Origin of the sequence: Sporosarcina sp. P7, assembly GCF_002743425.1 — a bacterium.
Lineage (GTDB): Bacteria > Bacillota > Bacilli > Bacillales_A > Planococcaceae > Sporosarcina.
The window spans coordinates 137,436-161,944 of the sequence record NZ_PDZF01000004.1 but is presented as its reverse complement, the minus strand read 5'-3'; the positions used below and the strand labels follow the sequence as shown (position 1 = coordinate 161,944).

The 24,509-nt window shown below is 39.9% G+C and carries 24 protein-coding genes and 1 pseudogene; 22 read left to right on the top strand and 3 right to left on the bottom strand.

What is annotated here, in order from left to right:
* Nucleotides 1–115: 115 nt before the first annotated feature.
* From CSV60_RS06215 to CSV60_RS06190, 5 genes and pseudogenes are all read left to right on the top strand, one after another.
* Complete coding sequence (locus tag CSV60_RS06215) at nucleotides 116–346, top strand: hypothetical protein (RefSeq protein WP_143565323.1); 231 nt, start codon at nucleotides 116–118, stop codon at nucleotides 344–346.
* Entirely contained in the window at nucleotides 346–816 is a 471-nt protein-coding gene (locus CSV60_RS16225; RefSeq protein WP_099636348.1) for an ABC transporter permease, read from the top strand. Before CSV60_RS06215 ends, CSV60_RS16225 begins: the two co-directional genes overlap by 1 nt.
* Before the next feature lie 114 nt (nucleotides 817–930).
* Nucleotides 931–2,226, top strand: a complete 1,296-nt coding sequence (locus tag CSV60_RS06205) for an MFS transporter (RefSeq protein ID WP_099636347.1) — start codon at nucleotides 931–933, stop codon at nucleotides 2,224–2,226.
* Between the two features lie 548 nt (nucleotides 2,227–2,774).
* Nucleotides 2,775–3,305: a cupin domain-containing protein gene (locus CSV60_RS06200; RefSeq protein ID WP_099636346.1), complete on the top strand. Its 531-nt coding sequence runs from the start codon at nucleotides 2,775–2,777 to the stop codon at nucleotides 3,303–3,305.
* Between the two features lie 2,013 nt (nucleotides 3,306–5,318).
* Nucleotides 5,319–5,851: pseudogene (locus CSV60_RS06190) on the top strand (CueP family metal-binding protein).
* 80 nt (nucleotides 5,852–5,931) lie between these two features.
* On the opposite strand, the gene CSV60_RS06185 reads toward CSV60_RS06190, so the two are convergent.
* On the bottom strand, nucleotides 5,932–7,644 hold the full coding sequence (locus CSV60_RS06185; RefSeq protein WP_099636344.1) for an ABC transporter ATP-binding protein: 1,713 nt from the start codon (nucleotides 7,642–7,644) through the stop codon (nucleotides 5,932–5,934).
* Between the two features lie 262 nt (nucleotides 7,645–7,906).
* Between CSV60_RS06185 and CSV60_RS06180 the strand changes: the two genes are divergently transcribed.
* From CSV60_RS06180 to CSV60_RS06155, 7 genes are all read left to right on the top strand, one after another.
* A complete protein-coding gene (locus CSV60_RS06180; protein WP_099636343.1) occupies nucleotides 7,907–8,383 on the top strand; it encodes an urea transporter in 477 nt (158 codons plus the stop codon).
* Nucleotides 8,380–8,508 (top strand): urea transporter, encoded by a 129-nt coding sequence (locus CSV60_RS15755; RefSeq protein WP_143565322.1) that lies wholly within the window; start codon nucleotides 8,380–8,382, stop codon nucleotides 8,506–8,508. The genes CSV60_RS06180 and CSV60_RS15755 overlap by 4 nt, the downstream gene beginning before the upstream one ends.
* Nucleotides 8,509–8,611: 103 nt before the next feature.
* On the top strand, nucleotides 8,612–10,192 hold the full coding sequence (locus CSV60_RS06175) for an ABC transporter substrate-binding protein (protein WP_233189550.1): 1,581 nt from the start codon (nucleotides 8,612–8,614) through the stop codon (nucleotides 10,190–10,192).
* Nucleotides 10,182–11,150 carry an ABC transporter permease gene (locus CSV60_RS06170; RefSeq protein WP_099636342.1) on the top strand — a complete coding sequence of 323 codons (969 nt, stop codon included), beginning with the start codon at nucleotides 10,182–10,184 and terminating at the stop codon, nucleotides 11,148–11,150. Before CSV60_RS06175 ends, CSV60_RS06170 begins: the two co-directional genes overlap by 11 nt.
* The gene (locus tag CSV60_RS06165; protein WP_099636341.1) at nucleotides 11,151–11,963 is read left to right on the top strand and encodes an ABC transporter permease; all 813 of its coding nucleotides are present in this window, start codon (nucleotides 11,151–11,153) and stop codon (nucleotides 11,961–11,963) included.
* Nucleotides 11,956–12,705: an ATP-binding cassette domain-containing protein gene (locus tag CSV60_RS06160; RefSeq protein ID WP_099636340.1), complete on the top strand. Its 750-nt coding sequence runs from the start codon at nucleotides 11,956–11,958 to the stop codon at nucleotides 12,703–12,705. Before CSV60_RS06165 ends, CSV60_RS06160 begins: the two co-directional genes overlap by 8 nt.
* A 13-nt stretch (nucleotides 12,706–12,718) precedes the next feature.
* Nucleotides 12,719–13,465 (top strand): ABC transporter ATP-binding protein, encoded by a 747-nt coding sequence (locus CSV60_RS06155; protein WP_099636339.1) that lies wholly within the window; start codon nucleotides 12,719–12,721, stop codon nucleotides 13,463–13,465.
* Nucleotides 13,466–13,591: 126 nt separating this feature from the next.
* On the opposite strand, the gene CSV60_RS06150 is transcribed toward CSV60_RS06155, so the two are convergent.
* Together CSV60_RS06150 and CSV60_RS06145 are read right to left on the bottom strand one after the other, a co-directional pair.
* A complete protein-coding gene (locus CSV60_RS06150; protein ID WP_099636400.1) occupies nucleotides 13,592–14,422 on the bottom strand; it encodes an aldo/keto reductase in 831 nt (276 codons plus the stop codon).
* Nucleotides 14,423–14,471: 49 nt separating this feature from the next.
* Nucleotides 14,472–15,683, bottom strand: coding sequence for an MFS transporter (locus CSV60_RS06145; protein ID WP_099636338.1), 1,212 nt, complete (start codon nucleotides 15,681–15,683; stop codon nucleotides 14,472–14,474).
* Between the two features lie 176 nt (nucleotides 15,684–15,859).
* Here CSV60_RS06145 and CSV60_RS06140 point away from each other — a divergent pair, with 176 nt between their 5' ends.
* The 10 genes from CSV60_RS06140 (at nucleotide 15,860) to CSV60_RS06095 (ending at nucleotide 24,504) form a co-directional block, all read left to right on the top strand.
* Nucleotides 15,860–16,219, top strand: a complete 360-nt coding sequence (locus tag CSV60_RS06140; protein WP_099636337.1) for a winged helix-turn-helix transcriptional regulator — start codon at nucleotides 15,860–15,862, stop codon at nucleotides 16,217–16,219.
* 39 nt (nucleotides 16,220–16,258) lie between these two features.
* Complete coding sequence (locus CSV60_RS06135) at nucleotides 16,259–16,906, top strand: O-methyltransferase (RefSeq protein WP_099636336.1); 648 nt, start codon at nucleotides 16,259–16,261, stop codon at nucleotides 16,904–16,906.
* A 106-nt stretch (nucleotides 16,907–17,012) separates the two neighbouring features.
* Nucleotides 17,013–17,876, top strand: coding sequence for an Hsp33 family molecular chaperone HslO (hslO, locus tag CSV60_RS06130; RefSeq protein WP_099636335.1), 864 nt, complete (start codon nucleotides 17,013–17,015; stop codon nucleotides 17,874–17,876).
* Nucleotides 17,877–18,107: 231 nt separating this feature from the next.
* Nucleotides 18,108–18,335, top strand: coding sequence for a DUF3953 domain-containing protein (locus CSV60_RS06125; RefSeq protein WP_143565321.1), 228 nt, complete (start codon nucleotides 18,108–18,110; stop codon nucleotides 18,333–18,335).
* Nucleotides 18,336–18,374: 39 nt separating this feature from the next.
* Nucleotides 18,375–18,821: a hypothetical protein gene (locus CSV60_RS06120; protein ID WP_099636333.1), complete on the top strand. Its 447-nt coding sequence runs from the start codon at nucleotides 18,375–18,377 to the stop codon at nucleotides 18,819–18,821.
* 715 nt (nucleotides 18,822–19,536) lie between these two features.
* Entirely contained in the window at nucleotides 19,537–21,123 is a 1,587-nt protein-coding gene (locus CSV60_RS06115) for a BCCT family transporter (protein WP_099636332.1), read from the top strand.
* Nucleotides 21,124–21,257: 134 nt separating this feature from the next.
* Nucleotides 21,258–21,965: a GntR family transcriptional regulator gene (locus tag CSV60_RS06110; RefSeq protein ID WP_233189549.1), complete on the top strand. Its 708-nt coding sequence runs from the start codon at nucleotides 21,258–21,260 to the stop codon at nucleotides 21,963–21,965.
* Between the two features lie 13 nt (nucleotides 21,966–21,978).
* Entirely contained in the window at nucleotides 21,979–23,127 is a 1,149-nt protein-coding gene (locus tag CSV60_RS06105; protein ID WP_099636331.1) for an LLM class flavin-dependent oxidoreductase, read from the top strand.
* Nucleotide 23,128: 1 nt separating this feature from the next.
* Nucleotides 23,129–23,707 carry an amino acid synthesis family protein gene (locus tag CSV60_RS06100; protein WP_099636330.1) on the top strand — a complete coding sequence of 193 codons (579 nt, stop codon included), beginning with the start codon at nucleotides 23,129–23,131 and terminating at the stop codon, nucleotides 23,705–23,707.
* Entirely contained in the window at nucleotides 23,707–24,504 is a 798-nt protein-coding gene (locus CSV60_RS06095) for an alpha/beta fold hydrolase (RefSeq protein WP_099636329.1), read from the top strand. Before CSV60_RS06100 ends, CSV60_RS06095 begins: the two co-directional genes overlap by 1 nt.
* The last annotated feature ends 5 nt before the right edge of the window (nucleotides 24,505–24,509 follow it).

Genomic DNA, 24,509 nt, shown 5'->3' with positions numbered 1-24,509 from the left:
AATTTGTTTATGGAAATAAGGAAAATGTGTTTCGCATGTAAAACAACTAAGCAAAGCCCTGTTTTGTCAAAATTCATTCAGGTTTAATGAAAACGGTTACAAAGGGCGGAGTTATTTGGAAGAAATACAAAAGAAATTTGGAGGGATGAGAATGATTGCAGGGGTTTTCTTTCTATTGATGGTTGGACTCTTGGTGGCATGTGGCTCCCCTGAAGTGCAGAGCGGAAATGTTTCGACTGTAAGGGAGAATGGGGATGGATCTGTTGAAATTAAACTGGGGGTTGTTTATGCAACAGAGGAAAACTTATGGTTGATTAAGGTGGCGTCGGATTTAGCGCCGACCTGATGCAACTGATCTTTACAGTTGGTTATCCTATTCCGAGGGTGGCCCTATACCAAAAATTTGTACTCCTGTTCGGTTTAGGTTCAGGTTCCAAAATATTCACCATTTTTCTCGAGTGCATTTTCCCCATAGTAGTGAGTACATACTACGGCGCTAAAAGTGTGAATCATTTGTATATCTGGCCTGGAAAGAATATGGGGGCAAATGACCGTAAGTTGTTTGGGAAAGTCTTTTTATCAGGAACGACGCCATCAATTTTCACAGGTTTCCGAATTGCGCTACCAATAGGGGTGGTTATTGCTGTACTGACAGGAATGATCAGTTCAAATAATGGAATTGGTTATTTTCTCGTTTATTTATTGGCCACCTTATCCCTAAGCAAAGTGTTGGCCGTTGTAATTTTCATCTCATTTTTTGGATATGGGTTAGATCGCTTACTACTATATGTAAGAAATCGATATGTTTATTGGTAAGAAGTAGGTATTTTAGATAATTAACTAAAATTAAATTCAATAAAGTGAACCGTATACAAGTTTAGGGTCTCCAATTGTGAAATTTCTTAATAAGATAGTATGGGAGGAACCAAAATGAAGATTAAAAATAATAAACGTTGGTTTTATATTGCGACACCTATTTTCTTTCTATGGTTTTTCGGACAAATTGACAAGTTAGGAATTTCCATTGTCCAGACTGATCCACAGTTTCTAAGTGATCTTGGAATGACAGGAGCTAACGCGAATGCGAAGATTGGCTTCTTAACCTTTATCTTCATGATAGCGTATGCAATCTCCAACTTTTTCTGGGGATTCTTCATTGATAAGTTCGGAGCCCGCAAAACAGCAATCATTGGAGTTTCGATTTGGACAGTGACGATGCTGCTAGGCGGACTTGCCACCAATTATGAAATGTTCATGGTGACACGGATACTCTTAGGAATCGGGGAAGGGATGATGATCCCGGTCTGTGGGAAATTCATCGCTACTTGGTTCAACAAAAACGAATTGGGCCGCGCGCAGTCTTCTTGGATTTCGGGTAACTATGCAGGGCCTGCCATCGGTGCAGTTTTCATTTCATTGATCATTGCCACGCTCAGTTGGCATGCGACGTTCTTTATATTGGCTGGGTTGAATTTACTTCTTGTATTGCCGATGTTGATTTTCTTAACTAGAAATGAACCGGAAAGCCATCCGGGCGTCAGCAAAGAAGAATTGTCGTACATAAGACAAGATGATACTCCGGTTACTGAAGAAAAGAAGAAAAGTTACGTTCAAGATTCCCGTTACTGGATTGTTTGGTTCGGTATGGTGATCACTTCTTTCTTATTTTTCGGCATTAGTATTTGGCTGCCAACGTACTTGATGCAAGCCAGGAATTTTGATGTAGATGCTATGACTGGGATCACATCCTTATCTTGGTTGTTTGCACTTGGCTTCGTTCTGATCTGTGGTTATTTAGCAGATAAAACGAAGCGCCCTAGTTTAATAGCAACGATCTTGTTTGCTTCCTGTGCAATCTTGTTGACGGTTTCCACACAAGTCTCGGTCGCCATCATATCCGCTTTGGCATTAGGACTTGCAATGGGAACATTGGGAGGAATCTTTCATTTAAGTAACTTATTTATCGTACAATTTTCAACGCCAGAAACTGCTGGTCGTGCAGCGGGGCTCATGGGTTTCACGAACATATTCGGTGGGTTTTCCAGTTATGTGATGGGGTGGATGCGTGATAATAATGGAGGAGACTTTGGTCCGTCGCTCATTATGTTGATTGCTATCACCGCTTTGGGGTTCATCGCTTACTTGTTTACGCTTAAAACAGAAAACAAAGAAGTTCAGGAGGCTAAGAAAAAGATTCAAAATCAATCAGAAATGCAGGTGATTTGATCATTTCTTGGCTATTATTTAGTCTTCTGATTTGGCTTTAATGAAGTGGTTTTGAATTTGGCGGTCAAACTAAGTAGGTAATGGTAGTATGCGAAAATATTAATCGCTACAACTATTCTTATAGAAATAATATACTTCCTTAACTTACAAAATTACAATAAATCACCATTCTTAAGAGTGGTGATTTATTTACAAGATTTTAATTCATAGTAAAACTAATTTTTTGAAACTTCACGGGAAACCCTAATTATAGATTGAAGACGATGTTTGTATGGTGTGCTTTTCCCTAATGTGAACCTTCTGGAAATAGTAAAATTTAATTAATAAATGGTTTTGCTAAGAATTTAAACATCTTTATGTATTGAGGACACTATTAAGTCTGATCTGTGTAGTAACTCTAATTTCTATATATAATTTCTACTTACACAATTTACTATAATTAGACTAATCTGAATTAATTATTGACAAAGAATAAAACAATGTTAATATTTAGTTATAAAACAAAACTTAGTTTTGTAGGTGAAACTAAGTTGGAGGAGGTTTCAACTATGGCGGATGAAAAGTTTTCAATTGAAGAATTCAAAAAAAAGTATGTAGCTAAATTGGAAGACAGGACTTTGGATTGGAATGTATTAAAATTTCAAGAGGAGATTAACCCGAAATACAGGAGAGCACAAATGAGGTATATAGGTCGTGGTGCAACAGCAAACAATGATTCCAATATTATTACTGGAGAAAATTTCACTCTCAGTACAATGGTATTACCCGCTGGTTGCATTGGTCCATTACATTTACATGATGATGTAGAAGAAGTATTCTTTGTCTTAAAGGGTAATGTCACTGCATTAATTCAAGAAGATAGTGAAGGTGAAGTACATGAAATTAAATTAAATGCTCGGGATTGTATTAGTAGTCCTCCTGGTATATATAGGGGCATTAGAAACGATGGGGAGGATGAGGCTCTTATGTTAGTAATGCTAGGTGCAATAAAGCCTAATTTACCCACCTATCCTATTGGAAGTGAGTTAGAAGAGCTTAGAAAGTCTAGAGCTAAAGAACGAGAAGAAATTATTAAATAAAAGTAATATAGTTTTATATGAGTTTCGCGTATTCCTTAACATGTGGACATAGTGGTTCTTGGTAGAATCACTATGTCTATTTTTAGTAATTATATTCAAAAGGTAGATGGATAACGTATTTTGATTTAAAATATAAAGTTGCAGTTATTATGGTAGGTACCACAGGTATTAGCATATAAAACAATATAAACATTTTCGATTAAGTTATTCATATCATCTTCTTCTGTGACATCGTAGTTCTTCGCAATATTTTTTCTGTTCAGGGTATTTTGGTTTATTTGTAACATATCAACACTTAAAATTATTTCCATTCTCTTTCGAGTTTCATGGACTATATCTTGAATTCGTACATAACAATCGTCACTAATCCCAAGAACAAATTCTACTTGACCAGGGTGTTAACGGCAATTGGTTTAAGATTTAATTGCACAACTGTTCCAACTAAACTCGTCTCATCAATGTACAGTTCATTTTTATACTGTTAATACTCTATTCAAATTAGTATGAGGATAGCCTACACGAAGTACAAACTGTATTTGCTGACGAAAACCACGCAACGACAAGAGCCGGTTGAGTTGGACCGACAAGTTGTATCGATTTTGCAAGCTACTTCCAAGGATCGGAACTCTACCTATCTTTACAAAGCATGGCTGTACATGATGCGGTTCATATGTCACTGACAAATAAACGTTTATAATTTACATGAAGAGCAATGGAGATAAAAAATTATTGTCGAGAAGAGTACGGTACACTAAAAAACATTGAAAATGCAAGCATGTATTATTTCGAGTGGTACAAGTCCTGGAATGACTGACTATTATTTTGGTTAGGAGAGAAGGGAAGACTATTTAATGGGATATCGAGTAGAAAGAAATTATTTAGGTTAAAAAACATTCCCTAGAATGTATATTACCGTATACTAACAGCGCGTGCTATGGAGAACTTTACAATTACCGGGAAAAAGTCACATCCCCAATTAATTTATCCATTAGCAACTTTGAAAAAAATAGCCACGAAAGCAAATGCTGAAATTAGTTTATTAGATTAAAAAGATTGCTTATGCGAGTATTAAAGCCACTAAAAAAATGGAACCAGAGATGTTAACAGACCAAGGCTTAGTTGATGCGATTCAAGGAGGGGCAGGAACTTCTTTAAATATGAATATTAATGAGTTACTGGCAAACAGATTGAGTTGCATTAAGGATATTTTCGCTTAAATGAGAGGATATATATTTAAGGTCGATTGAATCCTTCGGGATGCAATCGGCTTTTTCTGTTTTAAAAATAATAGGAAAAGGAGTGGTTCAAATGGTTGGTAAATAATTAGAGCGTCTGGTTTCTAATGGAGAAAAGGGGGTACTAACAAGTCGTTCACCTGCCATTTGGATGAAGAGAGAGGAAGGAGGTTTCATGTCTTTAAATTTTGCGATGCTTATCTGTTAAATGGTAATGGAGAAGTTGAAGCGCTTGAAGCGTTAACCGATATCAAAGGCATATTCTTATCCATTGAAAACAGTGACGTGAAGGTCATTGGTAGTAGAAGTATTGGAATCTATAGGAGGCGTTTTAAATGGTACTGGCAGGGGCAGAGGACATACAATACTTGGGGTCAGGGAATTAAGTTAGGAAAGGAAATTGAACGTGTTGAATCGGCTCTAAAGCAATGAAAGTTGAATTAAAGTCCTTCGTTGATGTTAATGGATCTGTTTATACAGATGATGTTATTTGAGATTACGCTATCCCTGCTCCGTGGCAATTTGACGAAAAGAGGATGAAAGAGTTAGCGCTATACATGGTACTAGAAGGTATAAATCCATGGGGAATATTGAATCACAAATGAGTTGTGGAAAACGAACTATCAGAACAATAATTATCAAATGATAGAGTTGCCTAGCGCAGCTCTTTTCATTGTCATTTCGTGAGTTTACTGTACACTTTACATAAAAGGTAAAACATTCAATACATGTGTTCTTCTAAACAGACACAAAAATAAAAGGAATAGTTCGTGATACGATGAAAAGTAAAATGATGGCTATGTTGCTGCTGATTACTGCCTTATTAGTCGGCTGCAGTAAGGAAAATGCCAATAACGAAGGACAAGCACCACAAGAATCAGTAGACATTAAAGAATTAGTGAACGACTACACAGTTAGAAATGCTGTAGCTGCGTCCGCTTCTATTACATCGTCTGAACTGATTGTCACGGATGATGATAAAACGTTACAACATACGATCTTCCAGAAGACGAATTTTTTGTATCGATCGCTCCTTTTGTAAACACCACACATCCTTGTGATATTCATAGTCTAACAGGTTGTCAAGGTGAACTCGTCGAGGAAGATTTCGATGTACATATAGAAGATTCTGAAGGTCATGTGATTCTCGATGAAGTTAAGAAAACTGAAGCCAATGGATTTATTGACCTATGGCTTCCGCGTAATGACACATTCACTGTCACGATCAAACAGGATACGAAAAAAACCGTATCTGAAATCACTACATTCGATGGGGATAACACGTGCATCACGACTATGCGTTTGGAGTGATTTCGAAAGTGTTTTATCTCGAACTTCCTATTCAAACCCCCTGTGCCGCAAACATTTCGGCACAGGGGTTTTTTGTGTATTTAGATTTGGTTAGCATCATGTAATTGAGCAAATGTACCGTTTTGACGTAATAGATTTTCATACGTTCCTTGCTCTTCGATACCATCTTCTGTCATCACGATGATTTGATCAGCATTGCGAATCGTTGTGAGGCGATGCGCGATGATTAGTGTGGTGCGATTAACGGCTAGTTCTTCAAGTGATTGTTGAATGATACGTTCCGTTTCTGTATCCAGTGCGGAAGTTGCTTCATCAAGAATAAGAATCGGTGGATTTTTCAAGAACATTCGAGCGATTGCGAGGCGCTGCTTTTGTCCACCTGAGAGTTTTAATCCGCGTTCACCAATTTGCGTGTCATAGCCATTCGGCATACTATCGATTAAGTCGGTTAGATGGGCTTTTTCTGCAGCTTTAAATACTTCTTCGTCTGTTGCATCTAATTTACCGTACGCGATATTATCTCGAATCGTTCCTGTAAATAAGAAGACATCTTGTTGGACGATCCCAATTTGACTACGTAATGATTTCTGCGTCATGTCCCGAATATCTATTCCATCTATTGAAATGGAACCTTCATTGACTTCGTAAAAACGAGGAATGAGTGAACAAATAGTCGTCTTCCCAGCACCCGAAGGGCCGACGAACGCAACGGTTTGTCCAGCGTGAATCGTTAAGTCGATATTGCGTAACACAGGTCGCTCCACGTCGTAGCCAAATGTCACATCACGAAGTGTAATATCTCCATGTAACTGATCAACGACTAGCGCGTTTTTTCTATCTTTAATTTCCGGATCTTGGTTAATTAATGCACGGAAACGACTAAAACCTGCCATCCCTTTTGGATATAGCTCGAGCAAGGCACTAATTTTATCAATAGGTTTAATCAAAATATTGCTGAATAAAATAAAGCTGACGAGTTCACCGTACGATAATTTATCATTCACTGTGAACCAAGCACCGACAATCAAAATAACGAGTGTGACGAGGCGAGTGAGCATATACATCGAAGACGTAGCCCAAGCCATGACTTTATACGCTTTAAGTTTAGCCAAGCGGAACTGATCATTGTCTTGCTGGAAACGACGTAATTCAAAGTCTTCATTCGTAAATGACTTCACTACGCGTGAGCCAGACACAGAATCCTCAACCCGTCCATTGACATCCGCGATATTTTGATACATTTTATGCCAAGCCGCATTCATCTTCTTGTTAGAGTAAGAGACAACTACTGCGAGGAGCGGAACCATCACGATGGCGATCAAAGCGAGCTCAGGGTTGATCGTATACATAATTCCGAATGCGCCTAGAATCGTCATGACCGCGATGAAAGCATCTTCTGGTCCATGGTGAGCCAGTTCACCGATATCAAATAAATCAGTCGTAATGCGCGTCATAATGTGGCCTGTTTTGGTATTGTCAAAAAATCGGAAAGATTGTTTCTGCACATGTTCGAACAATTCACGGCGCATATCGGTTTCAATATTAATCCCAAGCTTATGCCCTAAATAGCTAACAATATAATGAAGTAACGTACTCACCAAATAGACGAGCAATAGTAAAAAGCTAACTGTGATAATTCGGTTCCAATCTCCTGATGGCAGTAGTGCGTCGATAAACCACTGAACAGCGAGAGGGAAAGCCAGTTCAAGCAGTGCTACAAAAATCGCACTGAAAAAATCGATCAAGAACAAGCGCCGATGTGGCTTGTAGTAGGAGAAAAATTGTGTAATCATGTAGTAATTCCTTTCCGTTTATGTATTAGTAATATAAGAGATGACTGAGAAAAAATCATCTATTAATCAACTATAAGCTAATGAGAGTAAAGGTGGAAGTAGAACTACTCCTGATACCGTCTAACTAGTAGTATAATGGTATGATTTTTGTGGAAATGTTAACAGTCAGATAAGTTTGTATCAGTATACTTTTCATCTGCCATTTAAAAGGGTAGCTAATATTCGGCGTTGAGTAGATGTGGAGAGGAAAGGGCTTCAATATATGTATATCTTCAGTAAAGGTTTGATGAGCTATAATTCTGTGCTTTCCGGATTAGTGCTACAAACATTTTTGACAGGACCTACCGCCTGGTTTGTGGCGTTGGTTGGAGCCGCGATCACTGCGGTAATCACCGCGACGCTTATGTATTTCCTGGGCAACTTCGACTTTCCCATCTTAACATTACCATTTATTCTATTCGCTTGGTTTGTACTGCTTTCATCCTATAAACTCGATAGTATCAAGTTAAGTGATTCATTGTCTCCGCAAAGTTTGGCTAATTGGGAATTGCATATAGAAGGCAAAATCAATCTACTTCGAGCAACGTTCAATGGAATCGGTCAAATCTTTTTTGTCACTGAAGCTATACCTGGTCTTTTATTATTCATTGCGGTAATTTGGGCTAGCAGGGAAATGGGCAGCACAACAGGAAGGAGAATCGCTATGGACCTATTACAGGGGTGGTGGCGGGATGTATGACAGTTCCCTTAATGGCAAGTGTCAGCATTTGGTTATTACCGTTTGGACTTCCTGCATTGACGATGCCGTTTGCACTGAGCACTTGGTTGATTTTGGGGGCTATGAAAGTTTTACCGAATTTATAACGCTCTATAATGAAAAATAGTAATCGTTAGACGGGACAAATGTATACAAACATGAAATAATTATGAAATATGGTAAATTTATTGACTTAAAAAGGAGATATGTATGATTACAATGAATAAGAAAATGCTTGTACTATTTATGGTACTCGTAGTGATGGTGGCAGGTTGTAATAAAAAAGAGAATGTGGAGAAATCGACTCCAACTAAAGAAAATCGACTCATTTATGCTTCCGAAGAGGAGTTCGAAGGGCTAAACCCGATTCTCGAAGAAACGAACTTAGATGCATTGTTGTTTCGTGGAGTCATGCGATTTGATGAAACTAATAAAGTAGTTACGGATATCGCGGACTCGTTCGATGTATCAGAAGATCAACTTACGTATACATTTATGTTAAAAAGAGGTATTACATTCCATGACGGGAAAGAACTCACGGCAGAAGATGTCGTGTTCACGATAGAAAGTATTATGGATGATCAAAACGCTTCATTTTTGAAGTCTGATTTTGAAAAAGTGGCATCTATCAAAACGCTGGATGATTATACCGTAGAAGTTACATTAAAACAGCCATTTACACCGTTACTCGACAAGTTAATCGTACCGATTCTTCCGAAACATGCTTTTGAAGGAATCGATATGAGAACGGCTGACTTTAACAGCCATCCGATTGGTGCTGGGCCGTATATGTTTGATAATTGGGATCGCGGCAATTCGTTGACATTACAGGCGTACAGCGACTTTTTTGGAACGAAACCTTCGATTGAACAAGTGATTTTTAAATTTATTCCTGATAGTAATGTTCGGGCCCTTCAGTTAAAATCGGGCGAGGTAGATGTTGCACTGTTGGATCCTGTACAAGTTGAAAACTTGGAAAGAGAAGAGAATGTAGCGATTTACGATATAGAATCGGCGGATTACCGCGGTATTTTATTCAATATGAATTTGGATCTTTGGAAAGATGTCCATGTCCGTCGTGCATTTAGTTATGCCACCGACCGAGAGCAAATAGTAAACGGGATTTTAAAAGGACATGGCACTGTAGCCTATTCACCGTTGCAAAACCATGAATTCAATAACACTCAAATTGAAAAGTACACCTATGACGTGGAGAAAGCGAATGCGCTATTAGATGAAGCGGGTTGGAAAGAAAATGAGGATGGTATCCGTACGAAAGACGGAGAAAAATTGGCATTTACGATCACTGCCCCTGCAAGTGATACCGTTCGTGTCAATATGGCGAATTACGTTGCAGAAGGCTTTAAAGACATTGGAGCGGATGTAAAAGTAGCTGCACTCGACTGGAGCGCGATTACGATCGAAGACGCAGATGCGTTCATGGTTGGGTGGGGCAGTCCCTACGACGCGGACCATCATACGCACATATTGTTCCATACGAATGAATCGAGCCTAAATAGCTCCGGTTACAATTATGGTAGTTATTCGAATGGAAAAGTGGATGAACTCCTTGCGAAAGGGCGCACCACGACGGATCCGGAAGAACGTAGAGCGATTTATATGCAGTTCCAAGAAGAACTTGCGAAAGATCCGGCATTTGACTTTATAGCCTACGTGAATGCGGTGTATGGTATTAATAAAAATGTGAGCGGTGTGAAAGAACGAACGCTAGGTCATCATGGATCTGGTTTCCTCTGGAACGTTGAGGAGTGGAAGTGGAATGATCGGTAAATGGATTGGGAAGCGAATGATGATGGGGCTCATAGTCCTCTTCATCGTTAGCTTCCTCTCTTTTTTCATTATGCAAGCATCACCTGGAGATCCTGCCGTAGCTTTCTATGGAGGAAATGCACAGACGTTAACTGCAGCCGAAATAGAACGCATTACCCGTGCGTATGCATTAGACCGTCCTGTTTTAGAGCAATATGTTGCATGGCTAGGAGAAACCGTTAAAGGGAATTTAGGGATTTCCTATAAAGAAGGCAGACCTGTTTTTGAAATTATTATGGAACGACTACCGAATACAGTGCTTTTATTTAGCGTGACGATGTTTTGTATGGTCATAGGTTCTCTTTGGCTCGGTACAGTAGCCGGTATGAGAGCAAATTCGATATGGGATAGAGGACTTTCCACAATTAGTATCGCGACGTCTGCCATACCTCCCTTTTGGCTTGGTATTTTGTTCATCTATATCTTTGCTGTGAGTCTAGGGATTCTTCCTTCTTCTGGTTCGGGCGATGTAGGTGGAAATGGCGGCATGGTAGATAAAATCCGTCATCTCATCATGCCCGCCAGTGTGATGATTGTAACGCATGTAGGGATTTATGCACGTTTTCTACAGGAAAGTATTAAAAGAGAAAACGGTCAGTACTATGTGAAGGTGGCACGGGCAAATGGTGTATTGGAGAGATCCATTCGAAACGGAATCGTGCGTAACGCCTCTATTCCATACTTGAATTACATCGCTATGACTATTCCGTCGTTCTTTGGCGGTTCTATTATTGTGGAATCATTGTTTGCGTGGTCTGGAATTGGGCAATTGACAGTAAAGGCAGTCGTAACAAAGGATTTCCCTTTACTAATGGGCAGCATTATGGTGACGGGTGTCCTGGTCGTCATTACGCTATTTATTGTCGATCTCATTATGTATGCTATCGATCCGAAGCTACGTAAAGGAGGCATCCGGTAAATGAAGTTACGGAAAGCACTTTTGTTTTGGTATAGCCTTCTTGGATTGATTGTATTGTTGACAGTGTTTTCGCCTATACTTGCCCCCTACAGTCCGAATGAAATGAACATGGATGAAATATATAGTGCTCCGAGTAGTGATCATTGGTTAGGAACGGACCATTTAGGCCGAGACGTTTTTTCGCGTTTACTTGAAGGTGGAAAGGTGACACTCGTTGTAGCAAGTGGTTCGGTTATTTTGTCGCTATTCATTGGAATTGTGTATGGTGGGATTAGTGGATATTTCGGCGGTGTAATCGATACCGTCATGATGCGATTATTGGAAGCACTGATTACTATCCCAGCACTGATTATTATTTTAGTGTTTCAAGTAATCATTCAAGGCGGTATGTGGAGCATGGCACTGCTCATTGGATTGACGGGATGGCTTGTTACCGCAAGGATCGTGCGTTCAGAATTCATTCGTCTAAAAGAAGAAGAGTTTGTTAAAATGGCCAACATGTTGGGGACGCCTGTTTGGAATATAATATGGGGTCATTTGCTACGCAACAGCATACCCGCTATTTTTGTCGTGACGCTATTTAATTTTGCTGCCGCGATTTTTATGGAAGTGTCACTTAGTTTTCTCGGCATTGGTATACCTCCAGCGATTGCTTCTTGGGGGAATATGTTATACTACGCGCAAAACGATATTTTAATTGGTGCTTGGTGGATTGGATTATTTCCAGGTATTATGATTTTCTTGACGATCCTCGCCATTAACTTTATCGGAGAGGCATGGAAAAATCCGGAGCGGAGGCGGGTTAATGATTGAAGTAAGAGACCTATCTCTTCATATACAAGGTAAGCACATTACACATCATTTGGATTTCACGATACCGCGTGGAAACATCACGTCGCTGATTGGAGAAAGTGGCAGTGGAAAAAGCATGACGGTATCCGCATTACTTGGCATGTTGCCAGACGACGCGAAAGTTAGCGGATCTATCATGTACGAAGGTCGAAACGTATTGGATGCGTCTGATCAGGAGATGGAAAACGTGAGGAAACAGGATATTTTTACGATATTCCAAGACGCATCAAACAGTTTTAATCCGTCTGTGAAAATGGGGCGTCAACTCTATGCATTTTCAGGGGAACGAGTAGGAGATTCATTAGAGGTATTCAATGAAAAAATGCATGTGATTTTAGACAAGTTGGGACTATCTTGGGAAGTGGTCGAGCAATATCCTTTTCAATTATCAGGCGGAATGTTGCAAAGGTGTATGATTGCATGCGCATTTTACGTGGAACCTGCTTTACTCATTGCAGACGAGCCTACATCTGCACTCGATATGGTGCTTCAAAAAGAATTCATCCAATTGCTAATTCGTCTGAATGAAGAAAAGGGGACGACGATTTTTCTCATTACCCATGACTTAGATATCGTCGCTGAAGCCGCTCATGAAATGGTCGTTATGCAGCAAGGACGCATTGTGGAGACGGGAAAAGTGGAAACGATTTTCTCGCACCCCCAACATGCCTATACGAAGCGATTGTTAGAGAGTAGATTTTAGGAGTGGTTGGCAAATGTTAGCCGTATCAAATGTTTCAAAACGTTACAACAACGGAAACCAGACGAAAATAGCGTTGAATGGCATAGATTTGACTGTACATAAAGGAGAAGTAGTAGGTTTAGTAGGCGAGAGTGGTTGTGGAAAAAGTACACTCGCACGTGTCGTCATGCAACTGGAATCAGCTGACAGTGGTCTCATTACAATCAACGGTAAACCAGTCACACAAAAAAGCCGAAAATCCTTTTATCAAGCGACTCAATTAATTTTTCAAAATGCATCTGCCGCGCTAAATCCTTCCTGGACAGTGCGTAAAATATTGCTCGAGCCTCTTCGCGCGATGAAAGGCGATCGTGATGCACATATTCGGCAAATGCTTGGAAGAGTAAAATTATCGGAAGCGCATTTACATAAGTACCCTTCAGAATTGAGTGGCGGGGAACGGCAACGTGTCAACTTGCTTCGCTCGCTTTTAGTTAAACCCGATTTGCTCATTTGTGACGAAATCATATCCAATTTGGATCGATTAATTCAAAGGGAAATCATTGATTTGCTTCTAGAACAGAATCGGGAAATGGGTATGTCGATTTTATTCATTGCGCATGATCTGCAAGCGGTCATGTATGCATGTGATCGAATATATGTAATGAAGGATGGACGAGTGGTGGATGAAAGTGTGAAAACAGATGGAGTATTCCACTTTGCTCATTCATATGCGAGACAACTATTTGACTCCGTATTAGGGAATCGAATGAGGGAATAAGGAGATTTCGTCGTTTTTCTGCAGTAATAGATGTAAAATGGCGTGCATGCTATCCTTAATAGACTGGATCATTTGAAAAGACTGTCCGAACCAGAGTTTGGTTGGACAGTCTTTATTTTTGTTTGATTATGAGAAGTCGAAGTTGTCAGGATCGGGTCCGACTCGATGATCTTGATTTAACTTATCGATTCGTTCCATATCTTCTGAAGTGAGTTCGAAGTCGAATACATCCGCATTTTCAGCAATGCGGTGGGCTTTCGTTGATTTGGGTATGGTCACTACACCATTTTGCAAATCCCAACGCAAAATTACTTGCGCTACGGTTTTCTTGTAGTGATCCGCAATTTCTTGTAATTCTTCATTGTCCAGTAACTCACCTTGCATGAGAGGTGACCACGCTTCGAGTTGGATATCGTGTTTTTGGCAGAATGCTTGTACTTCTTTTTGTGTTAAACGGGGATGGTATTCGACTTGATTTACCATCGGCTTGATTTTTGCATGTTTCATTAATTCTTCTAAATGGTGCGGCTGAAAATTACTTACGCCGATCGCTCTAGCTTTTCCTTCTTCGTACAAGGTTTCCAGTGCGCGCCATGCCTCTATAAATTTTCCTTCTACAGGCCAGTGAATGAGGTATAGATCCAAGTAATCTAGACCAAGTTTCGTTATACTCTCGTCAAAAGCGGCAAGTGTTTTTTCATAACCAAGGTCGCTATTCCATACTTTCGATGTGACAAATAATTCTTTCCGATCCACTTGTGCTGCTTGTATACCTTTACCTACGCTACTCTCGTTGTCGTAAATCGCTGCTGTATCGATACTACGGTAACCGTGCTCAATTGCAGTTTTTACAACGTTTACGAGTTCTGAACCTTCTTTTACTTTAAATACTCCGAGACCAAGCCAAGGCATTTCAACCCCGTTAGATAGTGTAGTTGTTGATTGCAAATTTTTCATATGATTTCTTCCTCCATCCATAGTCATTACTAAACGTGCAGTCTACTCGTTACATCACCTCCTTCAGTGCATGTATGGTTACATGGTCTTTCCGTTCCAGTAAACGGGCAATGCCTGTTAAGATCGCTGCAAACATTACCATGCTTGCCCCAATCCATGGTGTATGAATAATACCGATCGAATCCGTCACCATCCCACCAAGGTACGAACCAATGGCAATTCCAGCATTAAAAGCGGCAATATTTATCGCAGAGGCTACGTCGATCGCACGTGGAATGAATCGTTCCGCTAAGATTACGACATATACTTGTAGTCCTGGAACATTCATAAAAGCAAATATACCCATCAATATAATGGTGATTAATCCAGCCACTTTAAATGGTGCAGTGAATGTCAATAGGAATAAGATAACGGCTTGAGCGATAAACATATAAAATAACGCATCAATGGGATTTTTATTGGCCAGTTTTCCACCCAACATGTTTCCCATTGCGATGGCGATTCCATAGACGAGCAAGATCATGACAACTGTACTTTGCTTAAAACCTGTCACTTCCTGCAGTAAAGGAGACAAATAGGTGAACACAACAAATGTTCCGCCATAACCGAGTGCTGTAATAGTAAATACTAGTAGTAAACGGCCATTTGTCAAAAGTTTCATTTGATCACTCAATGTAGTCGGTGCGCTCTGTCGTAAGTTTGAAGGAATTAGGAGACTGTTCGAAACAAGTCCTATTACACCTATAATTACAATTAAGACAAAAGCAGAACGCCATCCCATATGTTGACCGATGAATGTGCCAAAAGGAACTCCGGTTATCGTCGCAACTGTTAATCCGGTAAACATGATGGAAATAGCACTTGCTCTACGATTTTCTGGCACTAAATCTGCGGCGATTGTTGCACCGATCGACATGAACACGCCATGTGAAAAGGCGGAAATAATGCGTGCAAACAGTAATACGCTTAGACTGGTTGCGGCAAAAGCTATACTGTTGCCGATGATAAATATGACCATGATCCAGATTAAAACGGTCTTTCGAGGCAATCTAGACGTTAGACTGGTAAGAATTGGCGCTCCGATCATCACCCCTATAGCATATAAGGAAATAGTCAATCCGGCCAGTGAAACTGAAATATCTAAATCTTGAGCAATGAGTGGTAATAATCCGACACTCACAAATTCGGTAGTACCTATCGCAAATGCACTGATAGCTAATGCAAGCAATGCAAATGTACTGCGTTTTTTATCTATTGACATTTTCTTATGTCCCTCCTAATAATAAGTCGCATGTAAATTTTATGGCATCAAAACCGTTGATGTAGTGAAATCCACCTGCAAATGTTAGTATGAAGTATAGAAAACTAAAAGAGAAGTACGCACTTTAAAGTAATGTAGGCACCTTTTAGTACCTATCCAAAGCGGAGGCGAATGAAATGAGCAAGAAATATAATATTAGTGTGGAAGCAACATTGGAAGTAATAGGTGGTAAGTGGAAGTGTGTCATACTATGTCATTTGACTCATGGTAGAAAGCGGACAAGTGAATTAAAAAGATTAATGCCAAACATTACGCAAAAGATGTTAACTCAACAATTGCGTGAATTAGAGGCGGACGGTGTGATAAATAGAATGGTCTACAATCAAGTGCCGCCTAAAGTTGAATATGAATTGAGTGAATATGGGAAAAGTTTAGAAGCTATTTTAAGTGCGCTTTGTGCATGGGGAGATGTACATATTACAAAAGTTTACGGGGATAAATCCAAAGTACTTGCGGAAAGTGTGTTAAATGAATAATGTTGCATTCCACTTACTATACAGAGGAGGAGTTATTTAATGAAAATGATTAACCAATATATAGACCAAACTTTTGTATCAACTGATCAAGTTCTTGAGGAAGTCCTAATCTCAATCCAAGAAAATGGTATGCGTTCGATCTCAGTTTCTCCTGCGTCGGGCAAAGCTTTGACGATGCTCGTTTCATTGACTGGCGCAAAAAACATTCTTGAAATTGGTGCGCTTGGCGGATATAGCGGTATATGCCTGGCAAGAGGATTTAGCAAGGAAGGGCATTTGACTTCACTCGAATTAGAGGAATCATTCGCAAAGTTAGCAAATGCTAATTTAACGAAGGCGGGCTTTGGTGACCAAGTGACGTATAAAACCGGACCTGCTTTAGATAGCTTGGAAGCATTGAAAGCAGAAGGAAAAACATTTGATTTCTTTTTCATTGATGCGGATAAAGAGAATTACCGAAACTATTTAGACAGCTGTTTAGAGTTAGCTGAGCCGAATGCGTTGATCGTAGCTGATAACGTGTTGGCAGGCGGTTCAGTAGCAGACTCGTCCATACCAGAGAAACAATATACAGAAAGTATGCGGGAATTCAATGAATATACAGCACGGCATCCTCGTTTGATGTCAGTATTATTGCCGGTTGGTGATGGATTAACAGTATCGCAAGTTAAACCGCAGCGTGCATAAAATTCGGTGACAAATCGTCGTTCCGCTTGGAAGTGGTGTTACACCCGAAAATCTAAGAGAAACAAAGCTCAACTAAACGTTAAAGGTTATAGAGAGGGTGTATAGAATGAATGATTATTTAGTGAAAGCAGTGGCTTATCAAAATCAAATACGTGCCTATGCCGTGAATTCAACTGCAACAGTAGCGGAAGCACAACGACGGCATGCGGCTAAGCCAACAGCTACAGACGCCCTCGGACGTTCAATGACAGCCGGTGTAATTCTTGGCGCGATGTTAAAAGGCGAGGAAAAAGTATCGGTTAAAATCAATGGTGGCGGACCACTCGGTACCATTATGGTGGATTCCAACGCGAAAGGTGAAGTTCGTGGGTATGTCTCACACCCTCAAACGGAAATGGAAATAAACGAGGTAGGAAAAGCAGTCGGAATGAATGGCTTATTAACTGTCTCAAAAGATGTCGGGCTGATGCATCCTTTCGTTGGACAAATCCCTCTCATTTCCGGAGAAATTGGAGAAGACTATACATCGTATCTTTCTAAATCGGAACAAACAGCATCTGCAGTTGGGGTAGACGTGTTAGTAAATTCTGATTCTACTGTAAAAGCTGCGGGTGGTTTTATTATTCAACTTATGCCGGGCGCGGATGAAGAAGTATTGAATATCATTAAAGACCGAATGAAAGTAATTGCACCGCTGTCGTCCATGATCTCAGAAGGAAGTACACCCGAACAACTACTTGAGCACGTTTTAGGATCGGAAAATGTTACAGTATTAGAAAGTATGCCCGTTCGATTTCAGTGTCAGTGCTCTGTGGATCGGATCACTAATGCAATTATCAGCTTAGGAAGCGAAGAGATTCAAGACATGATTGAAACGGATGGACATGCCGAAGCGAATTGTCATTTCTGCAATGAATTCTATTACTTCGATACCGAACATTTACAAGCACTGAAAGAAGTAGCTTTATAAAGTAATGCATACTGCGTACCTGTGTGAGAATAAGACATGTTTGCGTAGACATTCATGAATATTCTTATACGGGTGTTTTTTAGATTGATTTACTAATGAAGAGTAGATATCCATCATTTTGGTGTTTTTTTCTTATGAAGAAAAGTATAAAGAAAATCCGAATAACTTAGAGAATGAAAAAATGACAGTCAAGAGTAATAAATTTTAGGAAAGGATGGTTTTTTGAACCTAATGAATAGATTAATTGCTATTGTAGGTATCATAGTAGCTATCGTTTCTAGTTATAGTTTACTAACTGGTGAAAATATCACATTGCCTTATATGCAGATTCTTTTGGGAGTCATGCTTTTACTCTTAGGAATAAATCTCCTGAAAGAAAAAAAGAAGCGATTAGCGATACTACTTTTCTTTGTGGCTGCCTTTAACATACTTCTAAACATGAACATTTTATTAAGGTAATGGATGTATGGAAAAAACGATTTGAAAAGAGGTGGGGAGATGGAGTACTGGGATATAACGGAGAACCCTACAGGCGAGGTATATAGAAAGCTTATACACGCGCTATGCGATTATTCGGAAACATTTTATTTCGTCACACGGAAAGAACTGACCTATAATCAAGACATATTGGAGCAATTCAAACCGTACACATTGGAAATGTATAAAACGAAAGAGTGGGCCAATACCATGACAACAGGTCCATCTGCAACTGTTTTTGTGATCGAGTCAAATGAAAAAACATGTGAGTTAGTAAAACACTACGCAAAAACGTTGTACGATTGGGTGGCTCCGCATTTACCTGAAGATTTAACCTTCGTGAAGAATAACTTTGCTTGGTTTTCCTGCACGACCCATGAAGAATACAGTGGTTTTTCGATTCGTTCCGATTACTACAAAGAAATCATGTGTAAGATTGAAGGTTTGAAAATACAAAAGGCCGAATAACTTGGAGTAGGATTCAAAAAACACCTGCGCTACAAAACCAACATGAATAAGAAACAATTCATGTTGGTTGCAGGCTACCAGGTCCCTAAAAAAACCAAATCAACGATACGGAATAGAAGGTTTAAGTCATAAAAAATTCAATTGACCAAGTAGCTAACTAAATTCTAGTAGTTGTATCTTATGAAGAACAGTTTGCTTCAACGGGGGACCTCGCTTCTTCAGTCTGTTCTTCGATTCATCTAGCGCTTGAAATAAATAAGTTTCGGGGTTTAGAGTGAAATGAGTAAAGTGCAAATAAACCCCTTGCCTGACAAATAGCTTTGCATCAATTAAATAGAATGACATGAGAAACAACGCGAACTATTAGTGGATTCGCGTTGTTTTTGTATCTATAATATGTCACACGTTGAAGCGTCTATCAAAAATCTAACAATAAATATATGAAACTATCGCATTCAATTAATTAAAATTAGAAAAAGATCTATATTTTGTTGAAAAAATGAAATTTTTGACAGTTCGCAAAAAGTATAAAAATATATTGACAATTCCGAATTTAAAATATAGTCTATACTATAAGCTCTTGTATGGTACATGCAACACGAAGGACAATCATATCATCCATAAAGAAAGCGCTACCAAAATTTAATGAAAGGAAGTTTAATTGTGACACAGTGATGAAGTATGAGTTGAAATATTGAGAACTAGGAGGAGGATTATGACAAAAAGTTATTGGAGATTTATTCGCGAAAAGGTTGATTGGCCTGTTTTCTTATTTAGTGGGGGCGTTCTGGTAGTATTCGTGTTATTTTCACTCTTTAAAGTGGACATGGTCAGTAGCTTTGTAAATAAAGGTTTTGATCTTTCCATTCGTTACTTCGGTGCGTATTGGCAATTTCTTATGATGGCTACCTTTGTTGTTGGGGCAGTGTTAGCAGTATCAAAGTACGGCAGAGTTCGTCTTGGTGATGCAAAGAAACCTGAAATGACGTATTTCAAATGGGTAGCCGTGATCCTGACGACAGGTCTTGGAGCCGGAGGAGTCTTTTGGGCAGCGGCGGAGCCTATGTACTATTTTCTAGACGTACCTCCAATGCACAAAGGGATTGCAGCTAGCACGGAGGATGCGATAGGTCCAGCACTAGCCCAAAGTTATATGTCATGGGGTTTTACTGCATGGTCCGTATATGGCGCAATTAGTGCAATTATTTTGATTTACGCACATAAACATAAAGGCATGCCGTTAAAACCTAGAACACTTCTTTATCCAATATTGAAGGAAAGAGTGTTAACGAGCAAGTGGGGAACAGCTGCTGATGTATTTTGTATTATAGGCGCTGCCGCGGGGACGATTGGTCCGATTGGCTTTCTTGGTTTACAAGTCAGCTATGGTGTCAGTGCAATTTTCGGGATACCGGATACGTTTTTAACGCAACTTTCTATTATTGTACTTTTGACAGGTGTGGTACTCGTATCGACGCTAACAGGTATCGAAAAAGGAATTCAATTTTTAAGTAAGTTGAACGTAAATTTGGTTGTAGTGATTGCCGCCTTTTTGTTATTGCTAGGTCCTGGTTTATTTATAATCAATTCATTTATGTCCTCCTACGGGACGTATATTAGTGAATTTATAAATATTAGTACGTTCCGCAGTGATGAAGCATGGCTTGGTGGTTGGTTACTCTTTTTCTTTGGCTGGTTTATAGGATTTGGCCCACTGGTAGCATTATTCGTGGCGAGAATATCCAACGGCAGAAAAATCCGTGAAATATTTGTCGTGGTTGCTGTAATCGCACCAATCACTACGAATTTTTGGTTTACGGTTCTAGGTGGAACAGGCATTTTCTATGAGCTGAAAAATGTAGGTTCTGTTAGTGGACCATTGACTGAAGGTGGATTGCCTAGCGCGATTATCGCGATCGCGGGACAAATGCCGTTAGGAAGTATCATGCCTTCTGTTTTCTTGATACTAACTACGTTATTCGTGGTGACGACCGTAGATTCAATGTCTTATTCCATCTCCATGGCCGTGACGGGAGACGGGAATCCGCCAAAAGTCGTTCGTGTATTTTGGGCTGTGATTATGTCTACTATTGCAACAATTCTCATTAAAATCGGCGGTGGAGGAATTGGCGCATTGCAGTCATTTGTTGTAATAGCAGCAGTTCCAGTATCCATTCTTTTACTTCCTGTCGTGTGGTATGCACCGAAAGTAGCTAGAGAGCTTGCGATTGAACAGGGAATTATCGAAGAGGAGCAAGAAATGATTCTGGTGAAAGAAGTCGCGGCAGATAGAGAAATGTAATGAAAAACAGACTAGTAAATTAAATTGTCCAAATAGTCATTGACATTTGAATACTTAGATAATATACTCATCTCATAGCTTGTATGGTACATGGTAGTTTGATATTTTGATATGAGGATGACCTACCAACCTACATGAATCATAGAGAGGTGATTACGATAATACAGAAAATACAAACCGTCAGTATTACCGCACAAGTAACGAATGCCATACGGGAGGCAGTCATTTCTGGGGAATATGAACCTGGAAAACAATTGTCGGAGGCTGCTTTATCACAAGACTACGAGGTTAGTAGAACACCTATAAGAGAAGCACTGAAACAACTGGAAAGAGAAGGGCTTGTAGAGATCATTCCACGTGTAGGTACTTGTGTAAGAAAACCAACGGAACAAGAACTTGATGAGCTCTTCACTGTAAAAGAAGCGTTAGAAGGTTTTGCAGCGGGACTCTTAGCAGAGACCCAGAACCCGGCAGCGATCAAACAACTTGAAGTAGCCGTTGCATTAATGGAAGTAGCCGCTCAGAATAACAATACAAAATTATACGCGGAAGCAAATGAACAGTTCCATGCAGCAGTATTAGCAGGTGCGGACAATTCTAAACTAAGCTATTTATTGAACTTGATGTTGAATCAAATACCATACCAACGCTACGTACAAATAAGTATCAATAATCCTGAACGTTTAAAAAAATCGCTGAAGGAACACCAAGGTATATTAGATGCGATTTTGACAGGAAGACGTGAAGAAGCTGAGAATACAATGAGACGTCACGTCGAAGCAAGTGCTAAAGGATTGAAAACGGGGATTGCCAAAAAAATGAGTGCGAGCTCAATTAACTAGGAGGAGAAATATTATGAAATTTGGAATATTTGCAAACCTATCAGGCCCAGGACGTCACGATGAGTATTACAAAGTATTGGACGAAGCGCGTGAGCAAGCGATTTATTGTGATGAAAACGGTTACGATTCTATTTGGTATACGGAACACCATTTTGGTCATGAGGGAAATGAGTTAATCTCTAACCCGCTAATGATGGGTGCAGATATTGCAGCTCGTACAAAAAATATTCGAATTGGCCAAGCCGCAAACGTTGCGACGTTCTGGCATCCATTACGTTTAGCAGAAGATGTTGCGATGCTTGATCAGTTGAGTAAAGGCCGAGTTGAAGTAGGGTTGGCACGCGGCTTGTACGGTCGAGAAGCAGCTAACTTAAACCCTCTAGCAGATCCAAAAAATAACGATCAAAACCGAGCGTTATTTGAAGAGACACTGGAAGTTATGAAAAAAGCATGGTCCAATCGTTTCTTCTCTCACAAAGGTGAATTCTTTAAATTCCCTGCAGATGGCTTGAAGTGGAAGCATCCGATGAGCCCAGCTACTCCAGAATTCATGGATATGGAAAAAGGCGAAATCAGCAAAATATCGCTTATGCCGAATACGTATGAAAACCGCATGCCAAATATTTGGCAAACAATTGACTCACCTCGTTCAATTGAAATTGCGGCTGAAACAGGAATTAACGGAATTTTCTGGATGCCAACTGTAAAAGAGTTAAAGCAACGGTTTGAGTTATACCGTGGAAAAGCTTCTGAAGCGAGAGGCATCGATGTGCCACTTGGTGAAGGAATCGCACTTGTACGTGATGTCTATGTGGCGGAGACGATGGAAGAAGCGCGTGCGGATTTTGAAGAGGCTGTACTGAACACGTACCGCTGGATCTGTCACTGGAGAGGTCTCAGTAATTTACTTGATCCAGGTGAAGAGCTGAAAGAAGGTCAAGAACTGGACTTTGATTTCCTGTTTTCTAGAAACATGTTGGTTGGAACGCCAGAATATGTTGCAGGAAAGATTCAGGAACTCCAAGAAGAACTGAATCTACAAAACCTACTGCTATGGACAAATCACAGCACATTACCACATGAAAAAGTGATGAAAAGTTTGAAGTTATTTACGGAAGAAGTTATGCCAAAATTCACAAAAACAAAATTGGAGGTAGTTTAATATGTTAGAAGTTCGCAAAGTATATACCGCAATAGAGGAAACACGCATGGAAGGTGGCAAACAATTAGATGCACCGATCAAAATGATCACCACGATGTTGGTTATGAAAAATCCATGGGTTGAAAGAGGATTTGTAGAAGATCTAATGCCGGAAATTAATGAGTATGCTCCTGAAATTGGAGAGATTTTAGTAGATGAATTATTTAAGCATATTGATTCAGCCGACGATGTGGAAGCGTTCGGTAAGGCTGCGGTAGTAGGAGTTGACGGTGAAATGGAACATGCATCAGCATTCATCCATACATTGAAATTCGGTAATAAATTCCGCGATGCAGTAGGAGGCAAAAGTATCTTGCCATTTACGAACAAGCGCGGTGGTGCAGGAACTCCCGTACTGATTCCAATGGTACATAAAAATGAAGACTCCAAGCGTTCTCATTTCTTGACATTCGAAGCGATGATTCCAGATGCTCCGCGTGCAAATGAAATCGTAGTTGCAATCAGTGTGTCGACAGCTGGCCGTCCATTCCCAAGAACAGGTGACCGTCATCAAGATATGGTTGAGATGGGTCTTGTCTAATGTCAAACATTACGTATGATCAAGAAACCACTTTATATGAAGAAACAGGAGTGGGAGAACCGCTAATTTTCATTCACGGTGTCGGACTAGATCATGCAATGTGGCAGCAACAAGTGAATCAATTGTCTGCTAATTATCGCGTAATTACGTATGACATGCTAGGACACGGGGGATCATCGCATCCACCCGGTCCCTATTCACTATCTCAGTTTATCGTGCAATTAGCCACACTTGTGAACGAGTTAAAACTGACAAACGTACATCTAGTTGGTTTCTCCATGGGAGCAATGGTTGCGCAGTCATTTGCCGCAAAGTTTTCGGATAAAATTAAAACCTTGACCATTATGAATTCGGTCGCCAACAGAACACCCGAGCAGAGAAAAGCGATTGCCGCGAGAGTTGAAGAAGTGAAGGAACTAGGACCACAAACAACTATCGAGCCTGCTATTCAGCGTTGGTTCAATCAAGAATTTCAGGAAACGAACCCAAAGATTGTCAATGAAGTGAGACATCGTCTCGAAACAAATAATGCTGACGGGTACATGGCGGCCTATACGTTATTTGCAACAGCGGATGAAGAAGTTTGGCAACAGCTGGAGGATATTACAGTTCCTTCGCTCATCATTACAGGCGAATATGATGTGGGTTCAACACCGAAAATGTCGCGACAAATACATGAAAAACTATTGAATTCTGAGTTGTTGATTGTTCCGGATACGAGACATATGTTACCCGTCGAAAAGCCGGAGATCGTAAATCAGGCGATTCATTCATTTATCCAAAAGCATGTCAATTGAATGAA

Coding starts and splice junctions, on each gene's coding strand:
- CSV60_RS16225 (WP_099636348.1), top strand. CDS start 346: ATGCAACTGATCTTTACAGTTGGTTATCCTATTCCGAGGGTGGCCCTA.
- CSV60_RS06205 (WP_099636347.1), top strand. CDS start 931: ATGAAGATTAAAAATAATAAACGTTGGTTTTATATTGCGACACCTATT.
- CSV60_RS06200 (WP_099636346.1), top strand. CDS start 2,775: ATGGCGGATGAAAAGTTTTCAATTGAAGAATTCAAAAAAAAGTATGTA.
- CSV60_RS06185 (WP_099636344.1), bottom strand. CDS start 7,644: ATGATTACACAATTTTTCTCCTACTACAAGCCACATCGGCGCTTGTTC.
- CSV60_RS06180 (WP_099636343.1), top strand. CDS start 7,907: ATGTATATCTTCAGTAAAGGTTTGATGAGCTATAATTCTGTGCTTTCC.
- CSV60_RS15755 (WP_143565322.1), top strand. CDS start 8,380: ATGACAGTTCCCTTAATGGCAAGTGTCAGCATTTGGTTATTACCGTTT.
- CSV60_RS06175 (WP_233189550.1), top strand. CDS start 8,612: ATGATTACAATGAATAAGAAAATGCTTGTACTATTTATGGTACTCGTA.
- CSV60_RS06170 (WP_099636342.1), top strand. CDS start 10,182: ATGATCGGTAAATGGATTGGGAAGCGAATGATGATGGGGCTCATAGTC.
- CSV60_RS06165 (WP_099636341.1), top strand. CDS start 11,151: ATGAAGTTACGGAAAGCACTTTTGTTTTGGTATAGCCTTCTTGGATTG.
- CSV60_RS06160 (WP_099636340.1), top strand. CDS start 11,956: ATGATTGAAGTAAGAGACCTATCTCTTCATATACAAGGTAAGCACATT.
- CSV60_RS06155 (WP_099636339.1), top strand. CDS start 12,719: ATGTTAGCCGTATCAAATGTTTCAAAACGTTACAACAACGGAAACCAG.
- CSV60_RS06150 (WP_099636400.1), bottom strand. CDS start 14,422: ATGAAAAATTTGCAATCAACAACTACACTATCTAACGGGGTTGAAATG.
- CSV60_RS06145 (WP_099636338.1), bottom strand. CDS start 15,683: ATGTCAATAGATAAAAAACGCAGTACATTTGCATTGCTTGCATTAGCT.
- CSV60_RS06140 (WP_099636337.1), top strand. CDS start 15,860: ATGAGCAAGAAATATAATATTAGTGTGGAAGCAACATTGGAAGTAATA.
- CSV60_RS06135 (WP_099636336.1), top strand. CDS start 16,259: ATGAAAATGATTAACCAATATATAGACCAAACTTTTGTATCAACTGAT.
- hslO (WP_099636335.1), top strand. CDS start 17,013: ATGAATGATTATTTAGTGAAAGCAGTGGCTTATCAAAATCAAATACGT.
- CSV60_RS06125 (WP_143565321.1), top strand. CDS start 18,108: ATGAATAGATTAATTGCTATTGTAGGTATCATAGTAGCTATCGTTTCT.
- CSV60_RS06120 (WP_099636333.1), top strand. CDS start 18,375: ATGGAGTACTGGGATATAACGGAGAACCCTACAGGCGAGGTATATAGA.
- CSV60_RS06115 (WP_099636332.1), top strand. CDS start 19,537: ATGACAAAAAGTTATTGGAGATTTATTCGCGAAAAGGTTGATTGGCCT.
- CSV60_RS06110 (WP_233189549.1), top strand. CDS start 21,258: ATGAATCATAGAGAGGTGATTACGATAATACAGAAAATACAAACCGTC.
- CSV60_RS06105 (WP_099636331.1), top strand. CDS start 21,979: ATGAAATTTGGAATATTTGCAAACCTATCAGGCCCAGGACGTCACGAT.
- CSV60_RS06100 (WP_099636330.1), top strand. CDS start 23,129: ATGTTAGAAGTTCGCAAAGTATATACCGCAATAGAGGAAACACGCATG.
- CSV60_RS06095 (WP_099636329.1), top strand. CDS start 23,707: ATGTCAAACATTACGTATGATCAAGAAACCACTTTATATGAAGAAACA.